Genomic DNA, 23,725 nt, shown 5'->3' on the forward strand with positions numbered 1-23,725 from the left:
CGCGTAACGACGGATATAGCGTTACAGGAGGTCGGCGTGCCCAGCTACTACCTCGCCGCGACCCTCGCCCGGCTCGCGGACGAGATGGTCGCGTTCACGCTGGTGCTGCTCGTGCTGGAGCGGACGGACAGTCCTGCGCTCGCAGGTCTCACCGGGGCCGCCTACGCCTTGCCGGCCGTGGTCACCGGCCCGCTGCTCGGTGCCTGGCTCGACCGGACGCCGTACCGTCGCTCCGCGTTGGCGCTCAACCAGGCCGTGCTCGGTGTGGTCATGCTGAGCCTGCTCGGCGTCGTCGGCCACAGCGCGCATTGGGTCACGCCGGTGCTGGCGGCTGTCGCCGGGGCGACGCTGCCGATGGTGAGTGGTGGATTCACGAGCATGCTGCCGAGCCTTGTCCCGCAGGAGCGGTTGGCTCGCGCGAACTCGCTGGAAGCAGCGAGCTTCGGAGCGGCGACGATCGCCGGTCCGGCGACTGCAGCGACCATCTCGGCGGTGTTCTCGGTGGAGACCGCCGTACTGGTGATCGCGCTGGCGGCAACGCTGAGCATCGTCGCCATCACGCGGCTGCCGACGCTCCCACGCGCGGTGACCGATGGCGAACCGTTCATGGCCTCGGTCATTGGCGGACTGACCCATCTGGCGCGCACACCGCGGCTGCGCGCGTCCACTGTCACCACCACGTTGCTACTGGGCGCGATGGGCATTCTGCTGATCACACTGCCGCTGCACATGAAGTCTCTCGGCATGCCGACGTCCGCTGCGGGCTATCTGTGGACGGCACTGGAGGTCGGCAGCGTCACAACGGCTCTACTACTCGGACGACTCCAGACCCGCTGGCGTCCGGAGTACGTCGTGATGGTGTCCGTTGCGGCGTACGGACTGGCCATGCTGACGTGGCCGCTAGCCGGATCCTTCGCAGTACTCCTCCTGCTGGCGGTTGTGGCCGGACTGCTGCAGGGGCCGACCATGCCGGCCATGTTCGCGGCGCGGCAGCAGTACAGCCCGGAGTCCCTGCAGGGCCGGGTCAGCACGACCGCAGCCAGCCTGCGCGTCGGCACTGCCGCGCTCGGACAGGCTGCGGGCGGCCTGCTGGTACCGGTCATCGGCACGCACAAGGCCCTGCTTGTTGTAGCCGTCGGACTGGTCGCCGCCGCGGTGCTCGGTCGCGTGGCCGGCGTCCAGACCAGGGAGCCTGTGCTCAGTCGAGGATGACGGAACGGGTCAGGCTGCGCGGCTGGTCCGGGTTGAGGCCCAGAGCCAGTGCCTTGGCGACCGCAACGCGCTGCGCCACGACCAGCGACGCCATCGGGTCCAGGTCGGCGTGATGTACGACGGTTGCCCCGGTGGCGGTGACGTCGTGGAGCAGATTGGCCGGCGAGTCACCAAAGATCCAGACACCGCGGCCTGGCTGCGCGATCGCGATCGGACCGTGCCGGTAGTCCATCGCCGGGTACGCCTCGGTCCACGCGGACGCGGCCTCACGCTGCTTCAGCGCCGCCTCGTGCGCCAGGCCGATGGTCCACCGCGTGCCGACGTACGTGAGCTGCTCGAGCTTGGCCAACTCGTCCACGTTCACGGTCAGCGCCGTCTCCGCGTCCGCGGCGGCCTGCTCGAGGTCCTGGCCCAGCGAGGCCCGCAGCAGCGCCAGTGTGGTGGTCGCGAAGCGGGTCTGGACGACGGACTGCTCATCGGCGAAGTCCAGCATGATGGTGTGGTCGGCCAGCTCGACGATCGGCGAGTCCGGAGTGGCGGTGATCGCGATCGTCGGGAGGTCCGTGGCCCGGATCAGGTCGAGCACCTCGGTCGTCGTACCGGACCGGCTGATCACCACCACGGCGTCGTACGTCCGGCCGGCCGGGAACTCCGATCCGGCGAACGCGTCGGTCTCGCCCTGGCCGAGGTCCTCCCGCAGGGCGGCGTACGCCATCGCCATGAACCAGGACGTGCCGCAGCCGACCGCGGCGACCCGCTGACCGGCCTTCGGCAACGCGCCGCCGTACTGCGCGAAACGGGTCGAAACCTGCCGCCAGAGGTCAGGTTGAGTGGCGATCTCACTGCTCACGAATGGCGTTGTGGTCATGTCGTCTCCGCACTTGTCATGGTCGAAACTGCTCGAACGTGATCGAATGGTGCCAACCAGCCGCCACCCGGCTGACCGATTGTGTGAAGGAGGAGCCCCGGGTGAAGCGTTATGAACGCCTCAACACCTTGCTCGAGTCGCTCGCCGAGAAGGGCGCCATCGACGTCGACGAGCTCGCCGAGCAGTTGCACGTCTCGGCAGCCACGATCCGGCGCGATTTGGACCACCTCGGCAAGCAGCAGCTCCTCACCCGGACCCGCGGTGGCGCGGTGGCCAACGCGGTGTCGTACGACCTCCCGCTGCGCTACAAGACTGCGCGTTTCGCGTCCGAGAAGCAGCGGATCGCGCAAGCCGCGGCCACTTTGGTCCGCCGCGGCATGGTGATCGGGATGAACGGCGGCACCACGATCTCCGAGGTGGCCCGCACGCTGGCGACCCGGCCGGAGCTGTCCGCCGAGCACGGCGAGCCCGCGTTCACCCTCGTCACCAACGCGCTGAACATCGCCAACGAGCTGATCGTCCGGCCGCACGTGAAGATGGTGCTGACCGGTGGCGTGGCCCGGCCGCAGTCGTACGAGATGATCGGGCCGCTGTCGCACCGGATCCTGGCCGACCTGTCCCTGGACATCGCCTTCATCGGCGTCGACGGGATCGACGAGACCGGCGCCACCGCCCACCACGAGGGTGAGGCGAACATCAACCAGCTGATCGTCAGCCGGGCCGCCAAGGTCGTCGTGGTCGCCGACTCCTCCAAGCTCGGCCAGCGCGCGTTCGCGCGGATCTGCGAGCTGAGCGAGATCGACACCCTCGTCACCGACGCCCAGGCCGACGAGAGCCAGCTGGCCGTGTTCAAGGAAGCCGGCATCGACGTCATCCGCTCCTAGCACCCGCATCGCGCCGTTACCTCCCTCCGTGGGTGGCTGATGTCTGCTGAGGTCGATCATATCTGACTCAAGTGGCAAAGTTATGAGCAAGAGTGCGCAGTCCCTGCGCGGGAGACACGGAATGCGGCCCTCATGCCGCTAGGCTTCTGACTCAGCATGAGTAGCGCAGCGGCAGAACCTTGGGAGGGCATCATCGCCACCGGCATCGACCCGACGTCCTGGGCATACGCCGAGGACTACACCGGTGAGGACGAAGTCGTCACCGGTGCGCGGGCGAGTGCCCAGGACAGCGGCATCGCCGCGATCGGTCCCGGCGCCGCCGCCGCGCTCAGCATGCTCGCGGCCGGCGTGAGCGCCAAGGCGGTGGTCGAGATCGGCACCGGCACCGGCGTCTCCGGGCTGGCCCTGCTGCGCGGGATGCGCGCGGACGGCACGCTCACCACGGTCGACATCGACGCCGAGAACCAGCGGCTCGCCCGGAAGACGTTCCTGGACGCCGGCGTCCCGTCGAACCGGTTCCGCCTGATCGCGGGCTCCGGGCTCGACGTGGTCACCCGGCTCACCGACGGCCACTACGACCTGGTCTTCTGCGATGCGGACCGGCGCGAGAACACGGCGTACCTGCACGAGGCACTGCGCCTGCTCCGCCCCGGCGGCCTGGTCGTCTTCGCCGGCATCCTCACCGGCGGCCGAGTCGCCGACCCCGCTCACCGCGACCCCGACACCAACGCCCTCCGCGACCTGATCCGCGCGGTCCGCGACGACGACAACCTCGTCTCAGCCCTCCTCCCCACCTCCGAAGGCCTCCTCACCGCCGCCAAGCGCCTCAGCTGATCACCACAATCAGCGAGCCGTCATTACTGATTGCTGATCAAGGGCGGGGGAACCTGCTAAAGAAACCTACAAACCTACCAAGACGACACCTGATTAGTACGTTTCGTAGGCTTCTTCGGGAGTGCGATCGTTCGCCGATGTCAGGCGCGCAGAGCGTGTCGTCGACGCCCGTGCCGGCCTACTCCGGAACCGCGGCGAGCAGGAGCTGGCCGAAACGCACCAGACTACTCATTTCACAGCGACTGGTGCCCGCTGAACATCGCGCTGCACTTCAGCCCGGACGAAGGCGTGCGCGGCGCCGTTCGGTGTCGTAGTCCCGCCGAAGCCAACCTGAGTGCGTGGACCGGTAAACGTCGCCTGGATCGCCCACCGGGCGGATCCGCCGCCATGCCGACAAACCGGCAGTGACGCGCGCCGATGGCAGGTTATGTCGCCGATGGCGCTCTGAAACCCCGCCAGCAGGCGAAGATGTCGCTACCGATGCCCTCGGCAACCAACTGGTGTCCACGGATTCAGGCTGAACGTGTCCGTGTGCAGACGGACAGGACGTATAAGGCCAATCGGTAGTGCAGCTGAGCGCAGCTGGCGTCCTGTGTACGGTGTCTCGCAGGTGCACTACCTGTCGATCTGCACGCAGGCAGCTGCCCAGCCGAAACCACCAGCACCGCCGTCAGAAACCCGACCAAGGCGTTTAGCCGGTGAGGCGGGTCAGTTCTGTGGTCAGTTCGTGCCAGTGGGGGCTTTGGGGGTCGATCAGGTCGTAGTGGCCGGCGCCTTCGACGCGGTGGAGGCGGGCGGTGGGGTGCTCGGTGAAGTAGGACTCGGTGATGGTGAGTGGGACGCGGATGTCGGCGGTGCCGTGGATGATGCTGATCGGGGCGATCGCGGCGGGCAGGTGCACCGGGTCGAGGTCGTTGCGTACGCCGTCGCCGATGAAGTCCTGTACGGCGCCCTTGTCCAGGCCGAGCCGGTCGGCCATCTGGAGGTCGGCGACCGGGGCCAGCGCGACCACACCGCGGAGGCGGACCGGGTTCAGCGTCGAGGCTACCCACAGCGCGAGCTGACCGCCCGCCGAGTGGCCGACCAGCACGTAGCCGGCATGTACGTCGACCAGGTCCGGGAGCGACTCGATCGCCGCACGGACGTCCGACGTACTCGCGTCGGGGTCGCCGGGCTCGCGACGGTACTCCAGCGACAGCACCGGCCAGCCGAGGTCGGAGAGCGCCTCGCCGAGCGGGCGGGCGTGTTTGCGGTCGTACTCCGGCCGCCAGAAGCCACCGTGCACGAACACGACCAGCGGCCGGTACTCCTTGGCATGCCAGTAGTCGATCACCTGGTCCGCGTGGTCGCCGTACCGGAGCTCCTCGTCGGGCTCACGGGCCGCGCGGGTCAGAACCGATCGGTCTTCACTCATCAGACCTCCCGAGGCTGCTCTGTCCTCCCGAGAAAGTGCAGAGCGTTCGTGGACAGCAGCTTGTGCCGCTGGTCCGCGGACAGGAAACCGGCTTTCCGTACCACCTCCCCGACCGGCCGCTCGCCCAGTGGATATGGATAGTCACTGCCGACCAGTACCCGATCTTCCCCCAAGGTATCGACAAGTAGCCGCAAAGGCGCTGATTCGAACACCACCGTGTCGACCACGAACCGATCCAGGTAGTGAGAGGGTGGGTGCTCGGAGCAACCACGCACGATGTCGCCACGCCGGTGCCAGGCGTTCTCCAGCCGCCCCAGCCAGAACGCGAAACTCCCACCGCCGTGGGCGAAACAGATCCGCAGCAACGGCGGCAACGCGTCGAAGGCCCCGCCGAGAATCATCGCCAGCACCGACAGATGGGTCTCGGCCGGCATCCCGGTCAGCCAGCGGGCCATCCAGCGATCCAGCCGCGGACCGCCCGCCATGTCCCACGGATGCACCAGCACCGGCATCCCGGTCTCCGCACAGTGCTTGAGAAAGGCAACGATCCCGGCGTCGTCGAGGTCCTTGTCGCCGACATGGTTGCCGATCTCGACACCGGCGTGACCGGCGGCCCGGCACCGGTCGACCTCGGCGCAGGCGCCGTCCGGGTCCTGCAACGGCACCTGGCAGAACGGCACGAACCGGCTGTCCCCGGCGAGCGTCTCCAGCGTCAGGTCGTTGAAGATCCTGGCCAGCTTGACCGCCTGGTCAGCGGGCCGGTCGTAGCCGAAGAACACCGGCGTCGGCGAGACCACCTGCAGGTCGATGCCGTCAGCATCCATGTCGGTACGGCGTACGGCGGGATCCCAGGCCTGTGGACCGATCGGGCGGAACTCGGTCGAGCCGACCATGATCATCGCGGTCCGCTCGGAGTCGATCCGCAGCCACGGCCAGCCGTCGCCGCCGCACGCTACCGAGAGATCCGGCCAGCCCTTCGGCACCAGATGGGTGTGGACATCAACAGTCATCAGGCCTTACCCGGGTGCAGCGTGCCGCAGTCCGGGCAGGTGCGCGCGTCCTCGCTGTCGTAGAAGGCCTTGAACACCGGTGGCAGATCGGCCACGATGTCGGTCACCTGGAGCTCGACCTCGTGCACGATCCCGTTGCAGTTGGCGCAGTACCAGCGGAACTTCTCCAGCGTGCCCGGCTCCCGGACCCGCTCGATCACCAGTCCGATGCTGTCCGGCCCGCGCTGCGGCGAGTGCGGCATGTTCCGCGGCAGCACCCACATCTCTCCCGCGTTCACCGCAACGGTCGCGGGCCCGTCGTCGGTGACGACGTTGACCCGGAGCTCGCCCTTGATCTGGTAGAAGAACTCCTCGTACGGGTCGACGTGGAAGTCGGTGCGCTGGTTCGGCCCGCCGACCACCATCGTGATGAAGTCGTCCCCGGTCGGGAACATCTGCTTGTTGCCGACCGGCGGCTTCAGCAGATGCTTGTTCTCCTCGATCCACTGCGGGAAGTTCGTCGACTCCAGATTCGCCATGCCCTACTCCTTTGCACCGTGCGGGATCGCCGCTACGGCCTGGATCTCGATCAGCAGCTGGGGATGCGGCAGCTGATGGACTGCGACGGTGGTCCGGACCGGCCCGGACTCGTCGAAGAATTCGGCGTACACCTCGTTGTAGCCCCCGAAGTCGTTCATCGACACCAGGTACGTCGTCACGCTGACCAGGTCATCGAGTCCGGCGCCGACCGCCGCCAGGATGTCCCGGATGTTCTCCAGCACCGCCCGGGTCTGCACCTTGATGTCCAGCGACACCGTGCCGAGTTCGTCGACCGAGGCACCCGCGATGGTGTTGTCCGGCAACCGGCTGGAAGTTCCCGACACGAACGCGAACCCACCGCTCACCTTCACGTGCGGGAACCGCCCCCGCGGCACCGCCTTCCCCGCCACCACCGTCGCGTCGGCCATGTCAGCATCCTTGCCCACCACCCACCATCCGCCAAGTACCTGCCGCACCGGCGTCGCGTGGCCACGCACCCCACCCTCCACTACGATCGAACGAGTGACCGACGAGGACTTCTCGCTGCAAGACATCCTGGAGTCCCGGGACGCCGGCACGTTCGTCGGGCGCACCGAGCCACTGCAGCTGTTCGAGCACAACCTGACGCTGCGGCCCAACGACCCCCGCCGCCGCTTCGTCGTCAGCCTGTACGGCGACGCCGGCGTCGGCAAGACGTCCCTGGTCCAGCGCTGGCAGGCCGCCGCGACCAAGAGGAAATGTGCCACCGCGTACGTCGACGAGGCGTTCGACGTACTGTCCGCGATCGAGCGGCTGGCCGGCGGCCTGGCCGCCTCCGGGTCCGCCTGCCGCGGCTTCGACAGCAGGCTGAGGCAGTACCGCACACTGCGCCACAGCGTCGACTCCGATCCTGGCGCCCCGGCCGGGATCTCGTCGGTGCTGACCCGGATGGCGGTCCGGGTCGGGCTCCGTGCCGCCGGCGAGATCCCGATCGCCGGTGTGCTGGTCGGTGCGATCGACGAGAACGAGGCAGCCTCGCGCGTCGACCAGTACCGTGCCTACCTGGTCGGCAAGATCACCCGGCACGACGATCTCGAGCTGCTGCTGTCACCGGTCGAGGCGCTCAGCACGGCGTTCGTCGCCGATCTGCGCAAGATCGGCCAGCGCCGGCAGATCGCCCTGTTCATCGACACCTTCGAGCAGACCGGCCGCGCCCTCAACGGCTGGTTGCTGGATCTTCTGCGCGGCACCTGCGGCAAGTTGCCGGCGGACATCGTGGTGACGGTGTCCGGTCAGCATCCCCTCGACCCGAACCAGTGGGCCGGCCTGAGGAACCTCCGCGTCGACATCGAGCTGCAGGTGTTCACGGAGGCGGAGGCGCGCGAGCTCCTCGCCACGCAGCGGATCGTCGATCCCGGCACCGTGGACGTGATCCTCCGGCTCTCCGGCTGTCTGCCGATTCTCGTCGCCCTGCTGGCGGAATCGGCGGCTCGCGGCACCGCCGGCACGACGGATCACGCCGAGACCGCCGTCGATCGCTTCCTCCGGGAGGAGTCCGATCCGCAGCGGCAGAAGGCAATCCTGGCCGGCGCGATTCCTCGACGACTGGACCGCGACATCCTCGAGGTGGCGGCCGGAACGACCGTCGACCTCGACGCGCTCCGCCGCCTGCCCTTCGTCTCCGCCCACGCAGACGGCTACCGCTACCACGACGTCGTCCGTACGCCGATGCTCCGCTCGCTGCGGCGGGCTTCACTCTCCGACTGGACCGAACGCCAGCGGGCTCTGGTCGACCACTACCGCGAGCGCCTGGCAGAGCTCGGTCTTCGTCCCAGCGAGCGCTGGCGGAACGCCCGCTGGCGGGAGCTGGAGCTCGAAGCCACGTACCACGAGCTGTGCGCGGGCGGCGTACCAGAGCTGCCGACCGCACTGCAACGAATGACCGACGCCTACGGCCGAACCAGCGACAGCGCGGCCAAGTGGGCGCAGATGATCGCCCAGGCGGGCCACGACTCCGACACCGACGAGATCCGCTCCCGCGGCGAGCAGCTGACCGCCCTGCTCCAGGGCTCGACGAGCGACGAACTGCTCCTGCTCGACGGCCTCGCCGTGGATCCACTGCTGAGCACCGTCCACCGAGCGGCCGCCCTGACCGAACGCAGTCGGCTGCACGAACGCCTGGAGAAGTATCAGGCTGCCCTTGACGACCTCGATCGGGCGGACGCCCTGCTGCCTGGCCGGAGCTGGATCGTCGGCCCGCGCGGACGGATCCACGCCGATCTCGGCGACTACGACAGGGCGTTCGACGACCTCGCCGAGGCGATCCGGATCGCCCCCGACTACGTGGGGGCCTACTCATCGCGGAGCTCGATCTGCCGGCGTCTACGCAAGTACGAGGCTGCCCTCGACGACATCGATCGCGTGATCGAACTGCGGCCGGGCGATGCCTACTACCTCACGGTCAGGGCCTCGATCTACCGGGACCTGCGGCGCTTCGCCGAGGCGAAGGCGGACCTGGACCGCGCGCACGCGCTGGCACCGGCTGACACCTGGGTCCTGCTGTCCCGGGCCCGGCTCTGGCGCGAGCAGCGGATGGAGCGCGAGGCGAAGGCCGACCTCGACCGGGCCATCGCGCTCGACCCGCAGTACGCCGCCGCGCTCGCCGACCGAGCCGATGTCCTCCTGTCCCTGGGGCAGTACGCCGACGCGCTGGTCGAGCTCGACCGAGCGATCGCCGCGGATCCGCGCGATCGGTGGTCGTTCATTCTCAGAGCCCGGGTCTACGAGCGCTCCGGCGAGCTGTCGCGAGGGGTGGCCGACTTCACCGCGAGGATCCGCACCGATCCGGACAACCCGGTCCTGCTGCGGGCCCGAGCCGACCTGCATCTCAGCGCGCGGCACTACGACGATGCACTGCGGGATCTCGACCGCGCCCTCGAGCTGAGCCCCGACGATCTGCTGGCGCTCACGACACGGGCGCTGGTGTACGACCGGTCGGGCCGTCGCTCGCAGGGTCTGGCCGACCTCGACCGGGTGCTCGACCTCGATCCGACCCGTGGTCATACGTTCGGGATCCGGGCCGGGATGAAAGCCTCCGCGGGCCGGTACGACGAGGCGATCGCCGACGCCGAGCGCTCCCTCGAACTCGACCCGTTCTCGGCACTGGCGTTCGACCGGCGTGGATCCATCCGGCTGGATCACGGTGATCTCGACGGAGCCATGGACGACCTCGATCGGGCCCTCCAGCTCGATCCCACTCTCGGTTCGGCACTGGTGTCACGGGCGCAGATCACCGAACTGCAGGGCCGGTACACGCAGGCCCTGGCAGATCTGGACCGTGCTGTCGAGGTCACCCCGCAGAGCTCCGTGGCGGTCTCGCGCCGCGCCAGAGTGCACGAGCGGCTCGGCAACCTCGACGCGGCCCGCTCCGACCACGACCGTGGGGTGACGATCCCCCTCAACCAGGGGTGGGCTCTGATCGGGCGCGGCCAGTTCTTCCTCCACCGGATCGGCGACCTTTCGGCGGCCTTGCACGACTTCGCCCGGGCGATCGACCGGCTCCCGCGGATGGCGGCCGCCTGGATCGGGCGCGGCGAGACCTATCAGGCGATGGGCAAGGCAACCGCCGCACTGGCGGACTTCGAGTACGGCGCCGAGCTCGATCCCTTCAACGGATGGGGCCTGTACCGGCAGGCTCTGATCCGGCTCGGCCAGGGCCGGAACGACGAGGCGGCTGCGTTGCTCGATACCGCGCTGTCGACGTTGGACGACGAGGCGGACCTACCGCGCCCGGATCCGCGTCGGCTGGTCCGGCGGCCCACCTTCCTGGCCGCGATCGGCGAACAGCGCGACGCGATCAACTACGTAGAAAACGCCGTCGCGGAGGATCTCCCGGCGGATCTGCTCCGGCAGGTCAGCGAGGAGCTGACCGAGTTGGGGGACTTCATCGGCGCGGACCAGGTCGCGTCCGTGCTCGACGTACTGCGGTCAGGTCAGCTCGATGCAGACGTTGGTGGGCTCGGAGTAGAAGGACAGTGAGTGCGTGCCGCCTTCGCGGCCGACGCCGGACAGCTTCATGCCGCCGAACGGCGTACGGAGGTCGCGGAGGAACCAGGTGTTGATCCAGACGATGCCGACGTCGAGCGCAGGGCCCGCGCGGTGGGCGCGACCGACATCGCGGGTCCAGACCGTGGCAGCCAGGCCGTAGTCGCTGTCGTTGGCCAGGGCATACGCCTCGTCCTCGGTGTCGAACGGGGCGATGTGGCAGATCGGGCCGAAGATCTCCTCGGTGGTCGCGCGGGCATCCTGCCGCAGGCCGGTCACCACGGTCGGTTGCACGTAGCAACCACCGTCGCGGGCGTCGCCGAACGACGGTAGGCCGCCTCCGGTCAGCACCTCGGCACCTTCGGACCGGGCCAGGTCGTAGTACGAGAGGACCTTGTCGCGGTGCTGTTTCGAGATCAGCGGCATGTTCATGGTGGCCTCGTCGGCCGGCCAGCCGTACGTCAGCTCGGATGCTCGCTGCGCCAGACGTTCCGCGAATTCGGTGAAGATCGGGCGCTCGACGTACAGCCGCTCGGTGCACAGGCAGACCTGGCCGCCGTTGGTGAACACCGAGCGCACCGATCCCTCGACCGCTGCGTCCAGGTCGGCGTCGGCGAAGATCAGGCCGGCGTTCTTGCCGCCGAGCTCGAAGGACACCGACTTCACCCGGTCCGCAGCGACCTTCGCGATCGCCGTACCGGTCGCGGATTCGCCGGTGAAGGTGATCGCGTCGACACCGGGATGCCGGGTCAGGTACTCCCCTGCCGACGACGGGCCGAAGCCGTGCACGAGGTTGAAGACCCCAGCCGGTACGCCGGCCTCCGCCATCACCTCGGCCAGTACGGTCGCCGAGGCCGGTGTCTCCTCGGACGGCTTCACCACCACAGCGTTGCCGCAGGCAAGCGCCGGCGCGACTTTCCAGGTGAGCAGGAGCAGCGGCAGGTTCCACGGTACGACGATCGCCACCACGCCGACGGGTTTGCGGACCGCGTAGTTCAGCGCCCGCCGGCCGTCCGGCAGCACGGTCGTGTACGACTCGGTCGCGGCCGTGGTCGCGAAATCGGCGAAGGCACGGAAGTTCGCCGCGCCGCGCGGGATGTCGAGCGTGCGCGCCTGGCTGATCGACTTCCCGGTGTCGCCCACCTCGGCCGCGACGAGGTCCTCGAACCGCCGCTCCAGTCCATCGGCGACGCGGCGCAGTACCACTGCCCGCTCCTGCTCACTGAGACGTCCCCACGGGCCCTTCAGCGCCGCCCGGGCCGCCTGCACCGCGGCGTCCACGGCCGACTCGTCTGCCTCGCAGACGTCGAAGATCTGCTCACCCGTCACCGGGCTCACCTTCGCGAACGTGGAGCCGCTCGCCACGAACTCGCCACCGACGAAGTTCCGCAACAGGCCCACCGACTTGGGTTGCCCGGTCAGCAGCTCCGGCGTCCACAGACTCATCGCCGTCTCCTCCTCCGTGCGATCCCGAGCAGTACGCCGGCCGCGGCCACAGCGCTCAGGCCGAGCACCTGGTGCTGCCGATGCACGCGGTCGCGGACTTCGGCGTACGGCGTGGTGGAGAACGAGACGAGCTCGTAGCGGGAGGCGTAGGTGCCGGGGAGCAGGCGTTCCAGGGCGTGCTCGATGCGCTTGGTGAGGCGGAAGACCGGTGACGCGACCTTGTCCCGCATCTCGACGAAGTTGCCGAGCGCCATCTCCGCGATCGCCTCGGTGTTCTCCCGGCGCCTCGCCTCGAAGAGCGGGAGCGCCCGGGCCCACGACCCGGCGGTGTCGTCGAGACAGCGGTCCAGCTCGACCACGTCCTCGAAGGCACAGTTCGCGCCCTGGCCGTAGAACGGCACGATCGCGTGCGCAGCGTCGCCGATCAGCGCCGTCCGGCCGTGGGCCTGCCAGGGCAGCGTGTGCACGGTCCCGAGCACACCGACCGGGTTGTGCAGGTAGTCGTCCACCAGACCAGGTGCCAACGGCAACAGATCCGGGTACGACGTCCTGAAGTGGTCCTCGATGTCCACCTCGGACGTCAGCGCGTCGAACGACCCGGCCGGCCAGAACAGCGTGCAGGTGAAGGATCGATCCGGATTCGGCAACGCGATCATCATCGACGTACCGCGCGGCCAGATGTGCAGTGCACCGGGATCCAGCGCGAACTCGCCGTCGGCCGCCGGGATGGACAGCTCCTTGTAGCCGTAGTCGAGAAAGTCGACGTCCTCGGCAACGATTCCCTCGGCAAGCAACTGCTCGCGCACCGCGGACCCGGCACCGTCCGCGCCGAGCACCACGTCGGCCTCGGCCGAGACCTTCCCCGAGGGCGTCGCGAACACCATCCGTCCGGCCTGCGACTCGAGCTCGACCAGCCGATGCTCGAACTCGACCGACACACCCGGAGCCTCCGACGCCGCCGTCAGCAGCGCGTTGTTCAGCGCACCACGGCTGATCGAGTTGATCGCCCGGTTGCCGCCGGCCGAGTACGCCTGGAAGTCCAGCGGTCCGGAGACCGGGTGGATCATCCGGCCCTTCATCGGCAGCGCGTCCGCCATCACCTGGTCGACCAGCCCGATCCGCCGCAGCGCGTCCAGCCCGCGTTCGGAGATCGCCAGGTTGATCGACCGGCCGCGCTCTGCCTGGCCGACGCGCGGATCCGGCCGCCGCTCGTACAGCGTCACCGACAACCCGCGCCGGGCGAGGAAACAGGCCATCAGACTCCCGGTCAGCCCGGCTCCCACGATCGCGACCTTCATGCCGGCACCGCCTCAGCCAGAGCCGTCGCCGCCCGCCAGCAGTCGTGGTACGTCGAGTACAGCGGCACCGGCGCGAGCCGCAGTACGTCGGGCTCCCGCGAGTCCGCGATCACGCCGTGCTCGAACCGCAACCGCTTCGCCAGCGCGCCCGCGCCCTGCGCAGCACCGATCCGCACCGACAACTGCGCCCCGCGCCGCTGGGGATCCGTCGGCGTGATGACCTGCACCGGCCGCTCGATCATGACCTCGCTCAATTGCCTCTCCAGGTACGACGTCAACCGCAGACTGCGTTCGCGCAACACACCGATACCGATCTTGTCGAAGAGCTCCAGCGACGTACGCACCGGGCTCATCGAGAAGATCGGCGGATTCGACACCTGCCAGGCATCCGCGGACGCCGGCGGCCGCGACTCCGGTGTCATCTCGAACCGGGTCGATGCCTCGGTGCTCCACCAACCCTCGAACCGCGGCCGGTCGCCGCCCAGGTGCCGCTCGTGCACGAAGGCACCGGCCAGCGCACCCGGTCCAGAGTTCAGGTACTTGTACGAGCACCAGGCGGCGAAGTCCACGCCCCACTCGTGCAGCGCCAACGGCACGTTCCCGGCCGCGTGCGCCAGGTCCCAGCCCACGATCGCACCGGCCGCGTGGCCGGCCTTGGTGATCGTCGGGATGTCCATCAGCTCACCGGTCAGGTAGTTCACCCCGCCCAGCAGCACCAGGGCCACGTCACCACCCAACTGCTCGACGACGTCCGCCGTACGCAGGCACTCCTCGCCCGGGCGTGGCCGGAGGCGGATGATCGCGTCGTCGGCGTCGTACCCGTGGAAGCGGGCTTGGGAGCGTACGGCGTAGCTGTCGGAGGGGAAGGCGGAGTCCTCGATCACGATGCGGTGCCGCGAGCGGGTCGGACGGTAGAACGAGACCATCAGCAGGTGCAGGTTGACCGTGAGCGAGTTCATCACGACGGTCTCGTTCGGCAGCGCGCCCACCAGCCGTGACGCCGGTCCGGTCAGGAGCTCGTGGTACGGCAGCCACGGCCTGTCGGCGTCGAGGTGTCCCTCCACGCCCAGTGAGGCCCACGCGTCGAGGTCCTCGAGCAGCTCGGTCCGGGTCGCGCGCGGCCGCAGCCCGAGCGAGTTCCCAGCGAAGTACGCCACGTCCGGGTAGTCGCCACCCTGCGCCGGCGGTACGTCGAACAGGTCGCGGTGCCCGGGGTCCGCGGCATCGAGTTCCAGCGCCTCAGCCTCCGCGCTCACGCCTCGGCGACCTCATCCGTCGCGGGCTCCGCCACGTCGTCCGAGACGTCGTCCGCCTCGGCGGGCTTGTCGGCCGGCGGGTCGATCACCTGGCCCTTGCCGAGCACGGTGATACCGCCCTTGGAGACGGTGAAGCCGCGTTCGCGGTCGTGGTCCGGGTCGACGCCGATCTCGACGCCTTCCGGGACGACCACGTTCTTGTCCAGGATCACGTTGATCAGCCGGGCCCCGGCGCCGATCTTGCAGTTGTCCATGATCACCGCGCGCTCGATGTAGGCGCCGGCACTGACGATCACGTTCGAGCCGAGCACCGAGGTCTCCACCGTCGCACCGGTCACGATCGACCCCTGGCAGACGATCGACTCGCCGACGGTCGCGTCGTCGGTGAACTTCGCGCCTGGCAGTTGCGGGTGCGAGGTGAAGATCGGCCAGTCCGAGTTGTAGAGGTTGAACACCGGCTGGATCGAGACCAGGTCCATGTGCGCCTCGTGGTAGGAGTCCAGCGAACCGACATCCCGCCAGTACGAGCGGTCCCGGTCGAGCGCACCGGGTACGTCGTTGTCGCGGAAGTCGTAGACCCCGGCCTTGCCCTCGGCAACCATCATCGGGACGATGTCGCCGCCCATGTCGTGCCGGGACGCCGGGTTCGCGGCGTCCTTGCGGAGCGCCTCGACCAGGACGTCGGCGCTGAACACGTAGTTGCCCATCGAGGCGAACGTCTCGTCCGGCGAGTCGGGCAGCCCCGGCGGGTCGGCCGGCTTCTCCAGGAACTCCTCGATGGTCTGCCCGTCCGCGCCGGTCTTGATCACGCCGAACTCGCTCGCCCCGGCCCGGGGCACCCGGATCCCGGCCACGGTGACGCCGTTCCCACGCTCCAGATGCGCGGCGACCATCTGGGCCGCATCCATCCGGTACACGTGATCGGCGCCGAACACCACGATGACCTCGGGCTTGAAGTCGTCGATCAGGTTCATCGACTGGTAGATCGCGTCGGCGCTGCCCTGGTACCACTGCGGGCCGAGCCGCTGCTGGGCGGGCACACAGCTGACGAAGTTCCCCAGCAGGGTGGACATCCGCCACGTCACGGTCACATGCCGGTCCAGCGAGTGCGACTTGTACTGCGTCAGCACGAACAGGTTCCGGATCCCGGCGTTGACCAGGTTGGACAGCACGAAGTCGATCAGGCGATAACTGCCCCCGAACGGCACGGCCGGTTTGGCCCGGTCCGCCGTCAGCGGCATCAACCGCTTGCCCTCGCCACCGGCCAGCACGATTCCGAGAACTCTGGGCGCCTTTGCCATGTCCGCACCTTAGCTCCGAGAGCCCTCGGGCATAAGCGCTTGCGAGTGTCGCCACACTGGGGGGATGCCAACCCTCATCGAACCTACGGTTGCCGTTCACCGCTCGTTCCTCGCCGCCTGGGACGAGTTCGGCCCGGAGGACGAGCGGTGGATGGGTGCACGGGCGATCAGCGGCGACGAGGAGGAGTGGAGCCGCGAGCAGGCTGAGGACCCGACCGAGTTCGCCCGGATGGTCGAACTGATCCGGAGCGAGGCGGATCCGGCCACCGAACTGCGGCCGGACCTGGTCCACCAGACCGTGCTCTGGTTCGTCGACGGCGAGGAGTGGCTCGGCCGCCTGTCGATCCGCCACGACCTGACCCCGGTCCTGACCGAGCTCGGCGGCCACATCACCTACGGCGTACGCCCGTCGGCGCGGCGTCACGGCCACGGGACCCGGATGCTGACCCAGTCCCTGCCGATCGCGGCCGGTCTCGGCATCGACCCGGTGCTGGTCACCTGCGACCTGGACAACGTCGGCTCACGCAAGGTGATCCAGGCGGCCGGGGGCGAACTGGAAGACGAACGACACGGAAAGCTGAGGTTCTGGGTACCGACACACGTCGCGTGATGACCTAGCCTCGGACGCATGAAGGTCGCCATCCTGACGCGTGAGTATCCTCCGGATGTGTACGGCGGGGCGGGGGTGCACGTGGACTTCCTGGTCCGCGAGCTGCGCCGGCTGCTGGACGTGGACGTGCACTGCATGGGCGAGCCACGGCTCGGCGCGACCGCGCACTCCGAGGACGACCCACGCATCCCGAACGCGAACCCGGCGCTGCGGATCCTGTCCACCGACCTGACCATGACGGCCGCGGTCGGCGACTCCCAGCTCGTCCATTCCCACACCTGGTACGCGAACATGGCCGGCCACTGGGCCAAGCTCCTGTACGACGTACCGCACGTGGTGACCGCTCACTCGCTGGAGCCGCGCCGCCCGTGGAAGGCCGAGCAGCTCGGCGGCGGCTACCGCCTGTCCAGCTGGGCCGAGCGTACGGCGTACGAGGCGGCCGATGCTGTGGTCGCGGTGAGCAACGGCATGCGGGACGACGTACTGGACTGCTACCCGGCGATCGACCCGGCCAAGGTGCACGTGATCTCGAACGGGATCGACGCCGACTTCTACCGGCCGGATCCGGCGACCAACGTGCTGGAGCGGCTGGGCGTCGACCTGAGCCGACCGTACGTGACGTTCGTCGGGCGGATCACCCGGCAGAAGGGCGTCCCGCACCTGCTCCGGGCCGGGCTGCGGCTGGACCCGTCGGTGCAGCTGGTGCTGCTCGCCGGTGCGGCTGACACGGTCGAGCTGAAGGTCGAGACGGACGCCCTGATCGACGACCTCAAGGCGGCCCGGGACGGCGTGTTCGTAGTCTCCGAGATGCTCCCGCGCGACGAGGTCCGGCAGGTGCTGACGCACGCGCTCGCGTTCTGCTGCCCGTCGATCTACGAGCCACTCGGCATCGTCAACCTGGAGGCGATGGCGTGTCAGACCGCCGTCGTGGCCAGCGCGGTCGGTGGCATTCCCGAGGTGGTCGACGACGGCGTCACCGGCACCCTGGTCAGGTACGACGAAGACGACATCGACGCGTTCGAGCGGGACCTGGCGGCGGGGATCAACGACCTGGTCGACAACCCGGCCAAGGCGACCACGATGGGCAAGGCGGGCCGCGACCGGGCGGTCTCGCAGTTCGGCTGGGACGCCGTCGCGGACCGGACCGTGCAGCTGTACACCAGCCTGCTGGGGTAGGCGAAAGTCCACCTCCGGCCCGGGGCCGAGCACCCTCGTCGCACGCTCGGCCCGGCGGTTGGCTGGAGGCATGACTTCACGGATGACCAAGACCGTTGCCGCCACTCTCGCCACCGCCGCCTTGCTCGCAGCGCCGATCTCGGCGTACGCCGCTGTCAGCCAACCGACGCTCTCGGAAGCGGCCGTCACCAGCGTCCACGCTCCGCGTGGTGCGCTCGTCTCGGCCGTCCCGGTCGCCCGGCTGACCGCGGCCCAGTTGGACGGCGCCGCGGCCGGGACCGGCTTCGTCGGTACGCCGGCGGCCAAGCACGACGTCACGGCGTACCGGTTGATCTATCGGACCGTCGACCCGAGCGGCCGGCCCACCACCGCGAGCGGCCTCGTCGTCCTGCCCGACGGCCGCCACGGCGCGCTGACCGTCGCGGAGTACCTGCACGGCACGACCGCGACGAAGGCCTACGCGGCCTCCGTGTCCGAAGAGTCGACCGACCGGCTCGTCACCGCGCTCTTTGCCGGCCAGGGGCTGGTCGGGGTCGCGCCCGACTACCTCGGTCTCGGGCTCGGACCGGGCGAGCACCCGTACATCGACACCAAGACCGAGACGAGCGCGTCCGCGGATCTGCTGCTGGCGGCTCGCACGTTCGCGTTGAGGCATGGAGTCCTCCTCAAACGCGACGTACTCGTCACCGGCTTCTCCCAGGGCGGCCGGGCCTCAGTTGCCTTGGGACGGGCGCTCAGCCGGGGTGAGGTCTCGACGTTCCGCCTCGGCGCTCTGCAGGGCGTGGCCGGGCCGTACGACCTGCAAGGGACCGAGTTGCCGGCCGCCTTCAACGGTGGGGTGGCGCCCGCGACCGCCGCGTTCTATCTCGCCTACTTCACCACCGCGTGGAACCGGACCGTCGGCCTGTACGACGACCCGCGGGAGGCGTTCCAGGAGCCGTACGCGAGCACTGTCGAGGGCCTGTTCGACGGGACGCACCCGGACGAGGACATCGTTGCCGGACTCCCCGATTCCCCGCAGAAGCTGTTCACGCCGGCGTTCATCGAGCGGCTGAAGCACCCGACTGGTCGCTACCTGCGCGCGTTGCAGTCGGCCGACCAGATCTGCCACGACTGGGCTCCGCGCGTGCCCGTCCACTTCTACAGCGGCACGAACGACACCGACGTGGTGGCCGCCAACGCGGACGTCTGTGCTACCTCGCTGCGGGCTCGCGGCGCCACCGTCACCGTCCACTCGATGGGCGCGGTCGACCACGTGGGTACGGCGTTGGCGGCGTACCCGCAGATCGTGCGCGCCTTCAGTCACTGGGCCTAGGTGCCTGATCGCGCTGCCCGGTCGTCTCATCGCCGGTCTGCTTGCCGGACGCGACGAGGCTGCCGAGCAGGGCGAGCGACTCGACGTCCGGCGCGATGACGACGACGTGGTCGACTTCCGCGCCGACGAGAACATCGGGTTCGCGTCGTTCTGCCCGCTCGGTGGCTTCAGCCCGCTGCAGTCCGAGACCCTCGCCAAGGTCGCCGCCCGCCTGAACGCCTCACCTCAGCAGGTCGCCCTGGCCTGGCTCCTGCAGCGCTCCACCACCAGCATCGTCATCCCCGGCACGTCCTCGCTCACCCACCTCCGCGAAACATCGCCGCCCGCGACCTCACACTCCCCACCGAAGCCATCACCGAACTCAACCCGATCGGTGGCTGACAGCGCTCAGCCGATGCCGGAGGTTGGGGTTTCGGAGGTGAGCCAGGTGGTGAGGAGGCGGGCGCCGGCGCCGGTCGCGCCGACGGAGTACTCGAAGCGATCGGCCGGAGACTCCGCGATCGACGACAGGTCGAGGTGGGCCCACGGGATGTCGCCCGCGAACGCCTTCAGGAACAGGGCCGCCGTGATCGACCCCGGGCCCTTCGAGCTGTTCACCGAGTCGGCGATCGGCGTCGAGATGAGCTCCTGGTACTGCTCGGCCAGCGGCATCCGCCACAGTTCCTCACCCGACACGCGGCCGGCGTCGGCGAGGTTGTCGGCGAGCGCGTCGTCGGTCGCGAACAGACCGCCGTACAGCATCGAGCCGAGCGACACCTTGATCGCGCCGGTCAGCGTGGCGATGTCGACGATCGCGTCCGGCTTCAGCTCCTTGACCGCGTAGGCGAGGCCGTCAGCCATCACCAGGCGGCCCTCGGCGTCGGTGTTCTTCACCTCGGTGGTGCGGCCGCCGTAGTGCCGGATCACGTCGTCCGGGCGGTACGCCGTCCCGGACGGCATGTTCTCGGCGGAGCAGATCAGGCCGGTGACCCGCACGTTCGCGCCGAGCTCGCGCAGTGCCGACATCGTCGCCATCACGGAACCGCCGCCGGTCATGTCCCGCTTCATCGACACCATGCCCTCGCGCGGCTTCAGCGACAGGCCGCCGGTGTCGTAGGTGATGCCCTTGCCGACCAGGACGACGTACGGCGTCTTCTTGGTCGCGCCGGCCGGCACGTAGTCGAGCCGGATGAACCGCGGCGGCCGGGTCGACCCCTTGCCGACCGCGAGGATGCCGCCGAAGCCGTCGGCGGCCAGCTGCTTCTCGTCCCAGACGGTGACCTCGAGACCGGACGACGCGGCCAGCTCGGTCGAGCGGGCAGCCATCCAGGACGGGTCCTTCTCGTTCGACGGGGTGATCGCGAACTGCCGCGCCACCCACCCGGTCCGCCCGAGCACGATGCCGCGATCGAGCACCGTCTGCCGCTCCGACGCGGACCCGTCGGTCAGCGTCACCCGGCCGACCACGGGCTTGCCCGTGTCAACCGTCTTCTGGGTGTAGCTGAACGATCCGAGGACGACGCCCTCCGCGACCGCCTGCAGCGTCGCGTCATCGATGCCCTCGGCAACGACCGCGGTGAGCTCGTCCTTGCCGCGGCCGAATCTCGCGATCGCGGCCCCGGCGTGTCGCAGGTCCTTGGCGCTGCCGTCGCCGGCGCCCACCAGCAGCACCTCGGTCACCTCGCCGGTCAGCAGCGGATAGCTCGCGGTGGCCCCGGCGGTCGGGCTGAAGCCGGTCGCCTGCTGCACCTCGTAGAGGCGATCGAGATCGACTCCGAGCCGCTCACCCGCCTCTTTGGCGGCCGCGGGCAGACCGCCCTCGCCGACCACGATCACCCAGGTCGGGGCGCCGTGCACGGGCAGACCGGGCTGCCAGGACACGGCCGGAAGAGTCGGGAAGGTGAACGTGTTGCTGCGGCGAGCCACTAGGAGGACCTCACTGGTTTGATCAAATGTGGGGACTGCATTGTCCGGGGCCAACCGTAACGACCCCGGCCGGTGCCCGAAAAGGCACCCACCGGGGTCGATGAAATTGGCAGAGGTACGGAAGGCACCTCGAGGGATCCGCTCAGCCGACGACGGCCTTGAGCGCGTTGCCGAGTTCGGTCGCTTCGTCGGCGTTCAGCTCGACGACCAGCCGGCCGCCGCCCTCGAGCGGAACCCGCATCACGATCCCGCGGCCCTCCTTGGTGACCTCGAGCGGACCATCGCCCGTCCGCGGCTTCATCGCCGCCATGCGCGCACCCCTTCCCAGTGTCGGTGTTGAGCGACGACACCGCGCGGGGAACCGTCGCCGGCGCCGTTGCGGTGATGCGCCGTCGGCGCGTATCGCAGTGTGTATCGCAACCATTATCCCCGATCACAGGCCAGAGCCGTGCACCATACGGCAGACTCAAGTCTTGTGCACGCCCGTTCAGCCCTTTTCGACCTGTACGGCGACCATCTGCGCGCCCGCGGCGCGCGAGCCCCGGTCGCCGCGCTGGTCCGGCTGCTCGCGCCGCTCGGCGTCCATCCGCCGGCGGTGCGTACCGCTGTGTCCCGGATGGTCCGGCAGGGCTGGCTGGAGCCGGTCCGGATCGACGGACAACCCGGCTACGCACTGACCTCCCGGGCGCGTCGCCGCCTCGACGACGCCGCCGCCCGGATCTACCGGACCAGCCCCGACGGCACCGGTCCGGCCGGTACGAACGGCTCCTCCGGCTGGGATCAGCACTGGCATCTCGGCATCCTCCGCGAGGTCCCGAACGCGCGCCGCCGCGATCAGCTCGCGAGCCAACTCGCCTTCCTGGGTTGGGCTCCGCTGTCCGACGGCGCCTGGGTCGGGCTGCGCAACGACGCCGAGGTGGACCAGATCCTCGGTGTGGAAGGGATCGCCGCGGATCGGTTCCGCGCACCCGTCGACGCCGGTGCCGTCGAGTTCGCCCGCCGGGTCTGGAAACTGGACGAACTCGGCGCGTCGTACGACGCCTGGCTGATCGAGGCGAAGGTCCTGGTGGACAGCGCCGGCGACGACACCACCGACGAGCAGGCGTTCGCCGTACGGTCGGAACTGGTGCACGAATGGCGCAAGTTCCTGTTCCTCGACCCGGGGCTTCCGGGTGAGCTGCTGCCCGATGACTGGGCCGGAACGCGGGCCGCAGCATACTTCGATTTCCACGCCGAACGACTGAGCCCCGCGGCCGGGCGTTTCGTCGACGACTGCCTGACACTGCACTGAAATTCCTCACCGATTGTCAAGGAGCTGACCACGATGAGTGACTCCGTCACCTACACCGTCACCGACGGCGTAGCCACCATCACCCTGAACCGGCCCGACGCGATGAACTCGCTCGACACGCCGACCAAGGTTCTGCTCCGCGACACCGTCCGGGCCGCCGCCGAGGACACCGCCGTACGCGTCGTCGTACTCACCGGGACCGGACGGGCGTTCTGCGTCGGCCAGGACCTGAAGGAACACATCGGTCTCCTGCAGGCGAACGACACGGCCGCCCTCTGGAGCACGGTGCCCGACCACTACGCCCCCATCGCCCTCGCCCTCGCCGAGATGCCGAAGCCGGTCATCGCGTCGGTGAACGGCGTCGCGGCCGGCGCCGGCGCGTCGATGGCGTTCGCGTGTGACTTCCGGGTGGTTGCTGACACAGCCGGCTTCAACCTCGCCTTCACCGGCATCGCACTGTCCTGCGACACCGGCATCTCGTGGACCCTCCCGCGTTTGATCGGGCACGCCAAGGCTGTGGAGTTGCTGTACTTCCCTCGAACGATCCCCGCCACCGAAGCCCTCGATCTCGGGCTGGCCACGTCGGTCGTCCCCGCCGCTGATCTCACGTCCGCCACGGCTGAGCTCGCCACCAAGCTGGCTCATGGGCCGACGGTCGCGTACGGCGCTGTGCGGCAGTCGCTCGGGTACTCGGCGACGCATACGTTGGCCGAGTCCTTGGTGTACGAAGCGGGCAAGATGCAACAAACCGGCGACACCGAAGACCACCACAACGCAGTCGCCGCCTTCGTCGCCAAGCAGAAACCCACCTTCACGGGCCGCTGAGGTTGGTTGGTCAGCCCCACGCGGCGGCTACGCGCGCTCCTGCCGTCGCGTGCTGGCCGTCGCTCCCACCCGCCCCCTTCCTTGCTTACGCCGGGACTCCTTCGTCGCCAGGCTTGTTGACCGCATCGGCGTACTGCTGAGCCAGCGCATCACCCAAACGACTGTTATCGAACTGCAGATCGGACACCGCATTCGGCGAGAGGGCGCGGATTGTTGGTTGCCCCAACGCTTCGGCTACGCGGACTCGTACATCGCGTGCTCGCACGGCTCTCGGCCAGCCGTTGTTTGCATCGGCAACCGCACCATGCGCATCACGCCGGCACGAACCACTCGCGTCCACGGTGTGCTGGGAATCCACGTACTGGCGACACCACAGTGCAGTCGCAAGCCGGGGTACGAAGGAGTCCCAGCGCGAGCAAAGAACGAGGCGGTGGGAGCGGCTGCGAGAACTCGACGGAAGGAGCGCGCGTGGCTGTCGCGGGGGCTGAAAAGTTTGGTGGGCTCCCCGGCCGCGTTCCGGCCGGGCGAGTCACGGCCG

The 23,725-nt window shown here is 69.1% G+C and carries 20 protein-coding genes and 1 pseudogene; 10 read left to right on the forward strand and 11 right to left on the reverse strand.

The annotated features are described in order from the left end of the window. Nucleotides 1-36 precede the first annotated feature (36 nt). The gene (locus E0H75_RS26765; RefSeq protein WP_131516402.1) at nt 37-1,212 is read left to right on the forward strand and encodes an MFS transporter; all 1,176 of its coding nucleotides are present in this window, start codon (nt 37-39) and stop codon (nt 1,210-1,212) included. Here the strand turns inward: E0H75_RS26765 and E0H75_RS26770 are convergent. Then, nucleotides 1,199-2,080: an SIS domain-containing protein gene (locus tag E0H75_RS26770; RefSeq protein ID WP_131516403.1), complete on the reverse strand. Its 882-nt coding sequence runs from the start codon at nt 2,078-2,080 to the stop codon at nt 1,199-1,201. The genes E0H75_RS26765 and E0H75_RS26770 overlap by 14 nt on opposite strands. Nucleotides 2,081-2,181: 101 nt before the next feature. Here E0H75_RS26770 and E0H75_RS26775 point away from each other — a divergent pair, with 101 nt between their 5' ends. Continuing rightward, nucleotides 2,182-2,964 (forward strand): DeoR/GlpR family DNA-binding transcription regulator, encoded by a 783-nt coding sequence (locus tag E0H75_RS26775; RefSeq protein ID WP_112244167.1) that lies wholly within the window; start codon nt 2,182-2,184, stop codon nt 2,962-2,964. A 156-nt stretch (nt 2,965-3,120) separates the two neighbouring features. Continuing rightward, nucleotides 3,121-3,798: an O-methyltransferase gene (locus E0H75_RS26780; RefSeq protein WP_131516404.1), complete on the forward strand. Its 678-nt coding sequence runs from the start codon at nt 3,121-3,123 to the stop codon at nt 3,796-3,798. Nucleotides 3,799-4,489: 691 nt separating this feature from the next. On the opposite strand, the gene E0H75_RS26785 is transcribed toward E0H75_RS26780, so the two are convergent. From E0H75_RS26785 to E0H75_RS26800, 4 genes are read right to left on the reverse strand one after another with little or no spacing between them, the layout of a single operon-like run. Further along, the gene (locus E0H75_RS26785) at nt 4,490-5,212 is read right to left on the reverse strand and encodes an alpha/beta hydrolase family protein (RefSeq protein ID WP_131516405.1); all 723 of its coding nucleotides are present in this window, start codon (nt 5,210-5,212) and stop codon (nt 4,490-4,492) included. Further along, a complete protein-coding gene (locus tag E0H75_RS26790; protein WP_131516406.1) occupies nt 5,212-6,222 on the reverse strand; it encodes an amidohydrolase family protein in 1,011 nt (336 codons plus the stop codon). The genes E0H75_RS26785 and E0H75_RS26790 overlap by 1 nt, the downstream gene beginning before the upstream one ends. Further along, nucleotides 6,222-6,740, reverse strand: coding sequence for a 3-hydroxyanthranilate 3,4-dioxygenase (locus tag E0H75_RS26795; protein ID WP_131516407.1), 519 nt, complete (start codon nt 6,738-6,740; stop codon nt 6,222-6,224). The genes E0H75_RS26790 and E0H75_RS26795 overlap by 1 nt, the downstream gene beginning before the upstream one ends. Before the next feature lie 3 nt (nt 6,741-6,743). Then, nucleotides 6,744-7,169 (reverse strand): RidA family protein, encoded by a 426-nt coding sequence (locus E0H75_RS26800; RefSeq protein WP_131516408.1) that lies wholly within the window; start codon nt 7,167-7,169, stop codon nt 6,744-6,746. Nucleotides 7,170-7,263: 94 nt separating this feature from the next. Here E0H75_RS26800 and E0H75_RS26805 point away from each other — a divergent pair, with 94 nt between their 5' ends. After that, nucleotides 7,264-10,758, forward strand: coding sequence for a tetratricopeptide repeat protein (locus tag E0H75_RS26805; protein WP_165554044.1), 3,495 nt, complete (start codon nt 7,264-7,266; stop codon nt 10,756-10,758). On the opposite strand, the gene E0H75_RS26810 is transcribed toward E0H75_RS26805, so the two are convergent. The 4 genes from E0H75_RS26810 to glgC are packed head-to-tail and all read right to left on the reverse strand — an operon-like array spanning nt 10,708 to nt 16,065. Further along, on the reverse strand, nt 10,708-12,210 hold the full coding sequence (locus tag E0H75_RS26810; RefSeq protein ID WP_131516410.1) for a 2-hydroxymuconic semialdehyde dehydrogenase: 1,503 nt from the start codon (nt 12,208-12,210) through the stop codon (nt 10,708-10,710). The genes E0H75_RS26805 and E0H75_RS26810 overlap by 51 nt on opposite strands. Then, complete coding sequence (locus E0H75_RS26815; RefSeq protein WP_131516411.1) at nt 12,207-13,508, reverse strand: FAD-dependent oxidoreductase; 1,302 nt, start codon at nt 13,506-13,508, stop codon at nt 12,207-12,209. Before E0H75_RS26815 ends, E0H75_RS26810 begins: the two co-directional genes overlap by 4 nt. Continuing rightward, the gene (gene kynU, locus E0H75_RS26820) at nt 13,505-14,764 is read right to left on the reverse strand and encodes a kynureninase (protein ID WP_131516412.1); all 1,260 of its coding nucleotides are present in this window, start codon (nt 14,762-14,764) and stop codon (nt 13,505-13,507) included. The genes E0H75_RS26815 and kynU overlap by 4 nt, the downstream gene beginning before the upstream one ends. After that, the gene (gene glgC / locus E0H75_RS26825) at nt 14,761-16,065 is read right to left on the reverse strand and encodes a glucose-1-phosphate adenylyltransferase (protein WP_475009188.1); all 1,305 of its coding nucleotides are present in this window, start codon (nt 16,063-16,065) and stop codon (nt 14,761-14,763) included. The genes kynU and glgC overlap by 4 nt, the downstream gene beginning before the upstream one ends. A 64-nt stretch (nt 16,066-16,129) precedes the next feature. Here glgC and E0H75_RS26830 point away from each other — a divergent pair, with 64 nt between their 5' ends. The 4 genes and pseudogenes from E0H75_RS26830 to E0H75_RS44300 all read left to right on the forward strand — a co-directional run. Continuing rightward, on the forward strand, nt 16,130-16,675 hold the full coding sequence (locus E0H75_RS26830; protein ID WP_131516413.1) for a GNAT family N-acetyltransferase: 546 nt from the start codon (nt 16,130-16,132) through the stop codon (nt 16,673-16,675). Between the two features lie 18 nt (nt 16,676-16,693). After that, entirely contained in the window at nt 16,694-17,851 is a 1,158-nt protein-coding gene (glgA, locus tag E0H75_RS26835) for a glycogen synthase (RefSeq protein ID WP_131516414.1), read from the forward strand. 70 nt (nt 17,852-17,921) lie between these two features. Beyond that, nucleotides 17,922-19,166 carry an alpha/beta hydrolase gene (locus tag E0H75_RS44295; protein ID WP_238163296.1) on the forward strand — a complete coding sequence of 415 codons (1,245 nt, stop codon included), beginning with the start codon at nt 17,922-17,924 and terminating at the stop codon, nt 19,164-19,166. A gap of 106 nt (nt 19,167-19,272) precedes the next feature. After that, a pseudogene (locus E0H75_RS44300) lies at nt 19,273-19,419 on the forward strand (oxidoreductase); the annotation flags it as partial. 134 nt (nt 19,420-19,553) lie between these two features. Here the strand turns inward: E0H75_RS44300 and E0H75_RS26845 are convergent. Then, nucleotides 19,554-21,071: a leucyl aminopeptidase family protein gene (locus tag E0H75_RS26845; RefSeq protein ID WP_131516415.1), complete on the reverse strand. Its 1,518-nt coding sequence runs from the start codon at nt 21,069-21,071 to the stop codon at nt 19,554-19,556. A gap of 142 nt (nt 21,072-21,213) precedes the next feature. Beyond that, nucleotides 21,214-21,381 carry a DUF3117 domain-containing protein gene (locus tag E0H75_RS26850; protein ID WP_012923066.1) on the reverse strand — a complete coding sequence of 56 codons (168 nt, stop codon included), beginning with the start codon at nt 21,379-21,381 and terminating at the stop codon, nt 21,214-21,216. A gap of 165 nt (nt 21,382-21,546) precedes the next feature. On the opposite strand from E0H75_RS26850, the gene E0H75_RS26855 reads away from it, so the two are divergent. Together E0H75_RS26855 and E0H75_RS26860 are read left to right on the forward strand one after the other, a co-directional pair. Then, nucleotides 21,547-22,362 (forward strand): PaaX family transcriptional regulator, encoded by an 816-nt coding sequence (locus E0H75_RS26855; protein ID WP_131516416.1) that lies wholly within the window; start codon nt 21,547-21,549, stop codon nt 22,360-22,362. Nucleotides 22,363-22,395: 33 nt separating this feature from the next. After that, nucleotides 22,396-23,187, forward strand: coding sequence for an enoyl-CoA hydratase/isomerase family protein (locus E0H75_RS26860; protein ID WP_131516417.1), 792 nt, complete (start codon nt 22,396-22,398; stop codon nt 23,185-23,187). The last annotated feature ends 538 nt before the right edge of the window (nt 23,188-23,725 follow it).

The organism is Kribbella capetownensis (assembly GCF_004331485.1).
GTDB classification, from domain to species: domain Bacteria; phylum Actinomycetota; class Actinomycetes; order Propionibacteriales; family Kribbellaceae; genus Kribbella; species Kribbella capetownensis.

Bases quoted from the DNA above. Each gene is read 5' to 3' on its own strand.
- E0H75_RS26770 (WP_131516403.1), bottom strand. From the start codon at position 2,080: ATGACCACAACGCCATTCGTGAGCAGTGAGATCGCCACTCAACCTGAC.
- E0H75_RS26780 (WP_131516404.1), top strand. From the start codon at position 3,121: ATGAGTAGCGCAGCGGCAGAACCTTGGGAGGGCATCATCGCCACCGGC.
- E0H75_RS26785 (WP_131516405.1), bottom strand. From the start codon at position 5,212: ATGAGTGAAGACCGATCGGTTCTGACCCGCGCGGCCCGTGAGCCCGAC.
- E0H75_RS26790 (WP_131516406.1), bottom strand. From the start codon at position 6,222: ATGACTGTTGATGTCCACACCCATCTGGTGCCGAAGGGCTGGCCGGAT.
- E0H75_RS26795 (WP_131516407.1), bottom strand. From the start codon at position 6,740: ATGGCGAATCTGGAGTCGACGAACTTCCCGCAGTGGATCGAGGAGAAC.
- E0H75_RS26800 (WP_131516408.1), bottom strand. From the start codon at position 7,169: ATGGCCGACGCGACGGTGGTGGCGGGGAAGGCGGTGCCGCGGGGGCGG.
- E0H75_RS26810 (WP_131516410.1), bottom strand. From the start codon at position 12,210: ATGAGTCTGTGGACGCCGGAGCTGCTGACCGGGCAACCCAAGTCGGTG.
- E0H75_RS26815 (WP_131516411.1), bottom strand. From the start codon at position 13,508: ATGAAGGTCGCGATCGTGGGAGCCGGGCTGACCGGGAGTCTGATGGCC.
- glgC (WP_475009188.1), bottom strand. From the start codon at position 16,065: ATGGCAAAGGCGCCCAGAGTTCTCGGAATCGTGCTGGCCGGTGGCGAG.
- E0H75_RS26830 (WP_131516413.1), top strand. From the start codon at position 16,130: ATGCCAACCCTCATCGAACCTACGGTTGCCGTTCACCGCTCGTTCCTC.
- glgA (WP_131516414.1), top strand. From the start codon at position 16,694: ATGAAGGTCGCCATCCTGACGCGTGAGTATCCTCCGGATGTGTACGGC.
- E0H75_RS44295 (WP_238163296.1), top strand. From the start codon at position 17,922: ATGACTTCACGGATGACCAAGACCGTTGCCGCCACTCTCGCCACCGCC.
- E0H75_RS26850 (WP_012923066.1), bottom strand. From the start codon at position 21,381: ATGGCGGCGATGAAGCCGCGGACGGGCGATGGTCCGCTCGAGGTCACC.
- E0H75_RS26860 (WP_131516417.1), top strand. From the start codon at position 22,396: ATGAGTGACTCCGTCACCTACACCGTCACCGACGGCGTAGCCACCATC.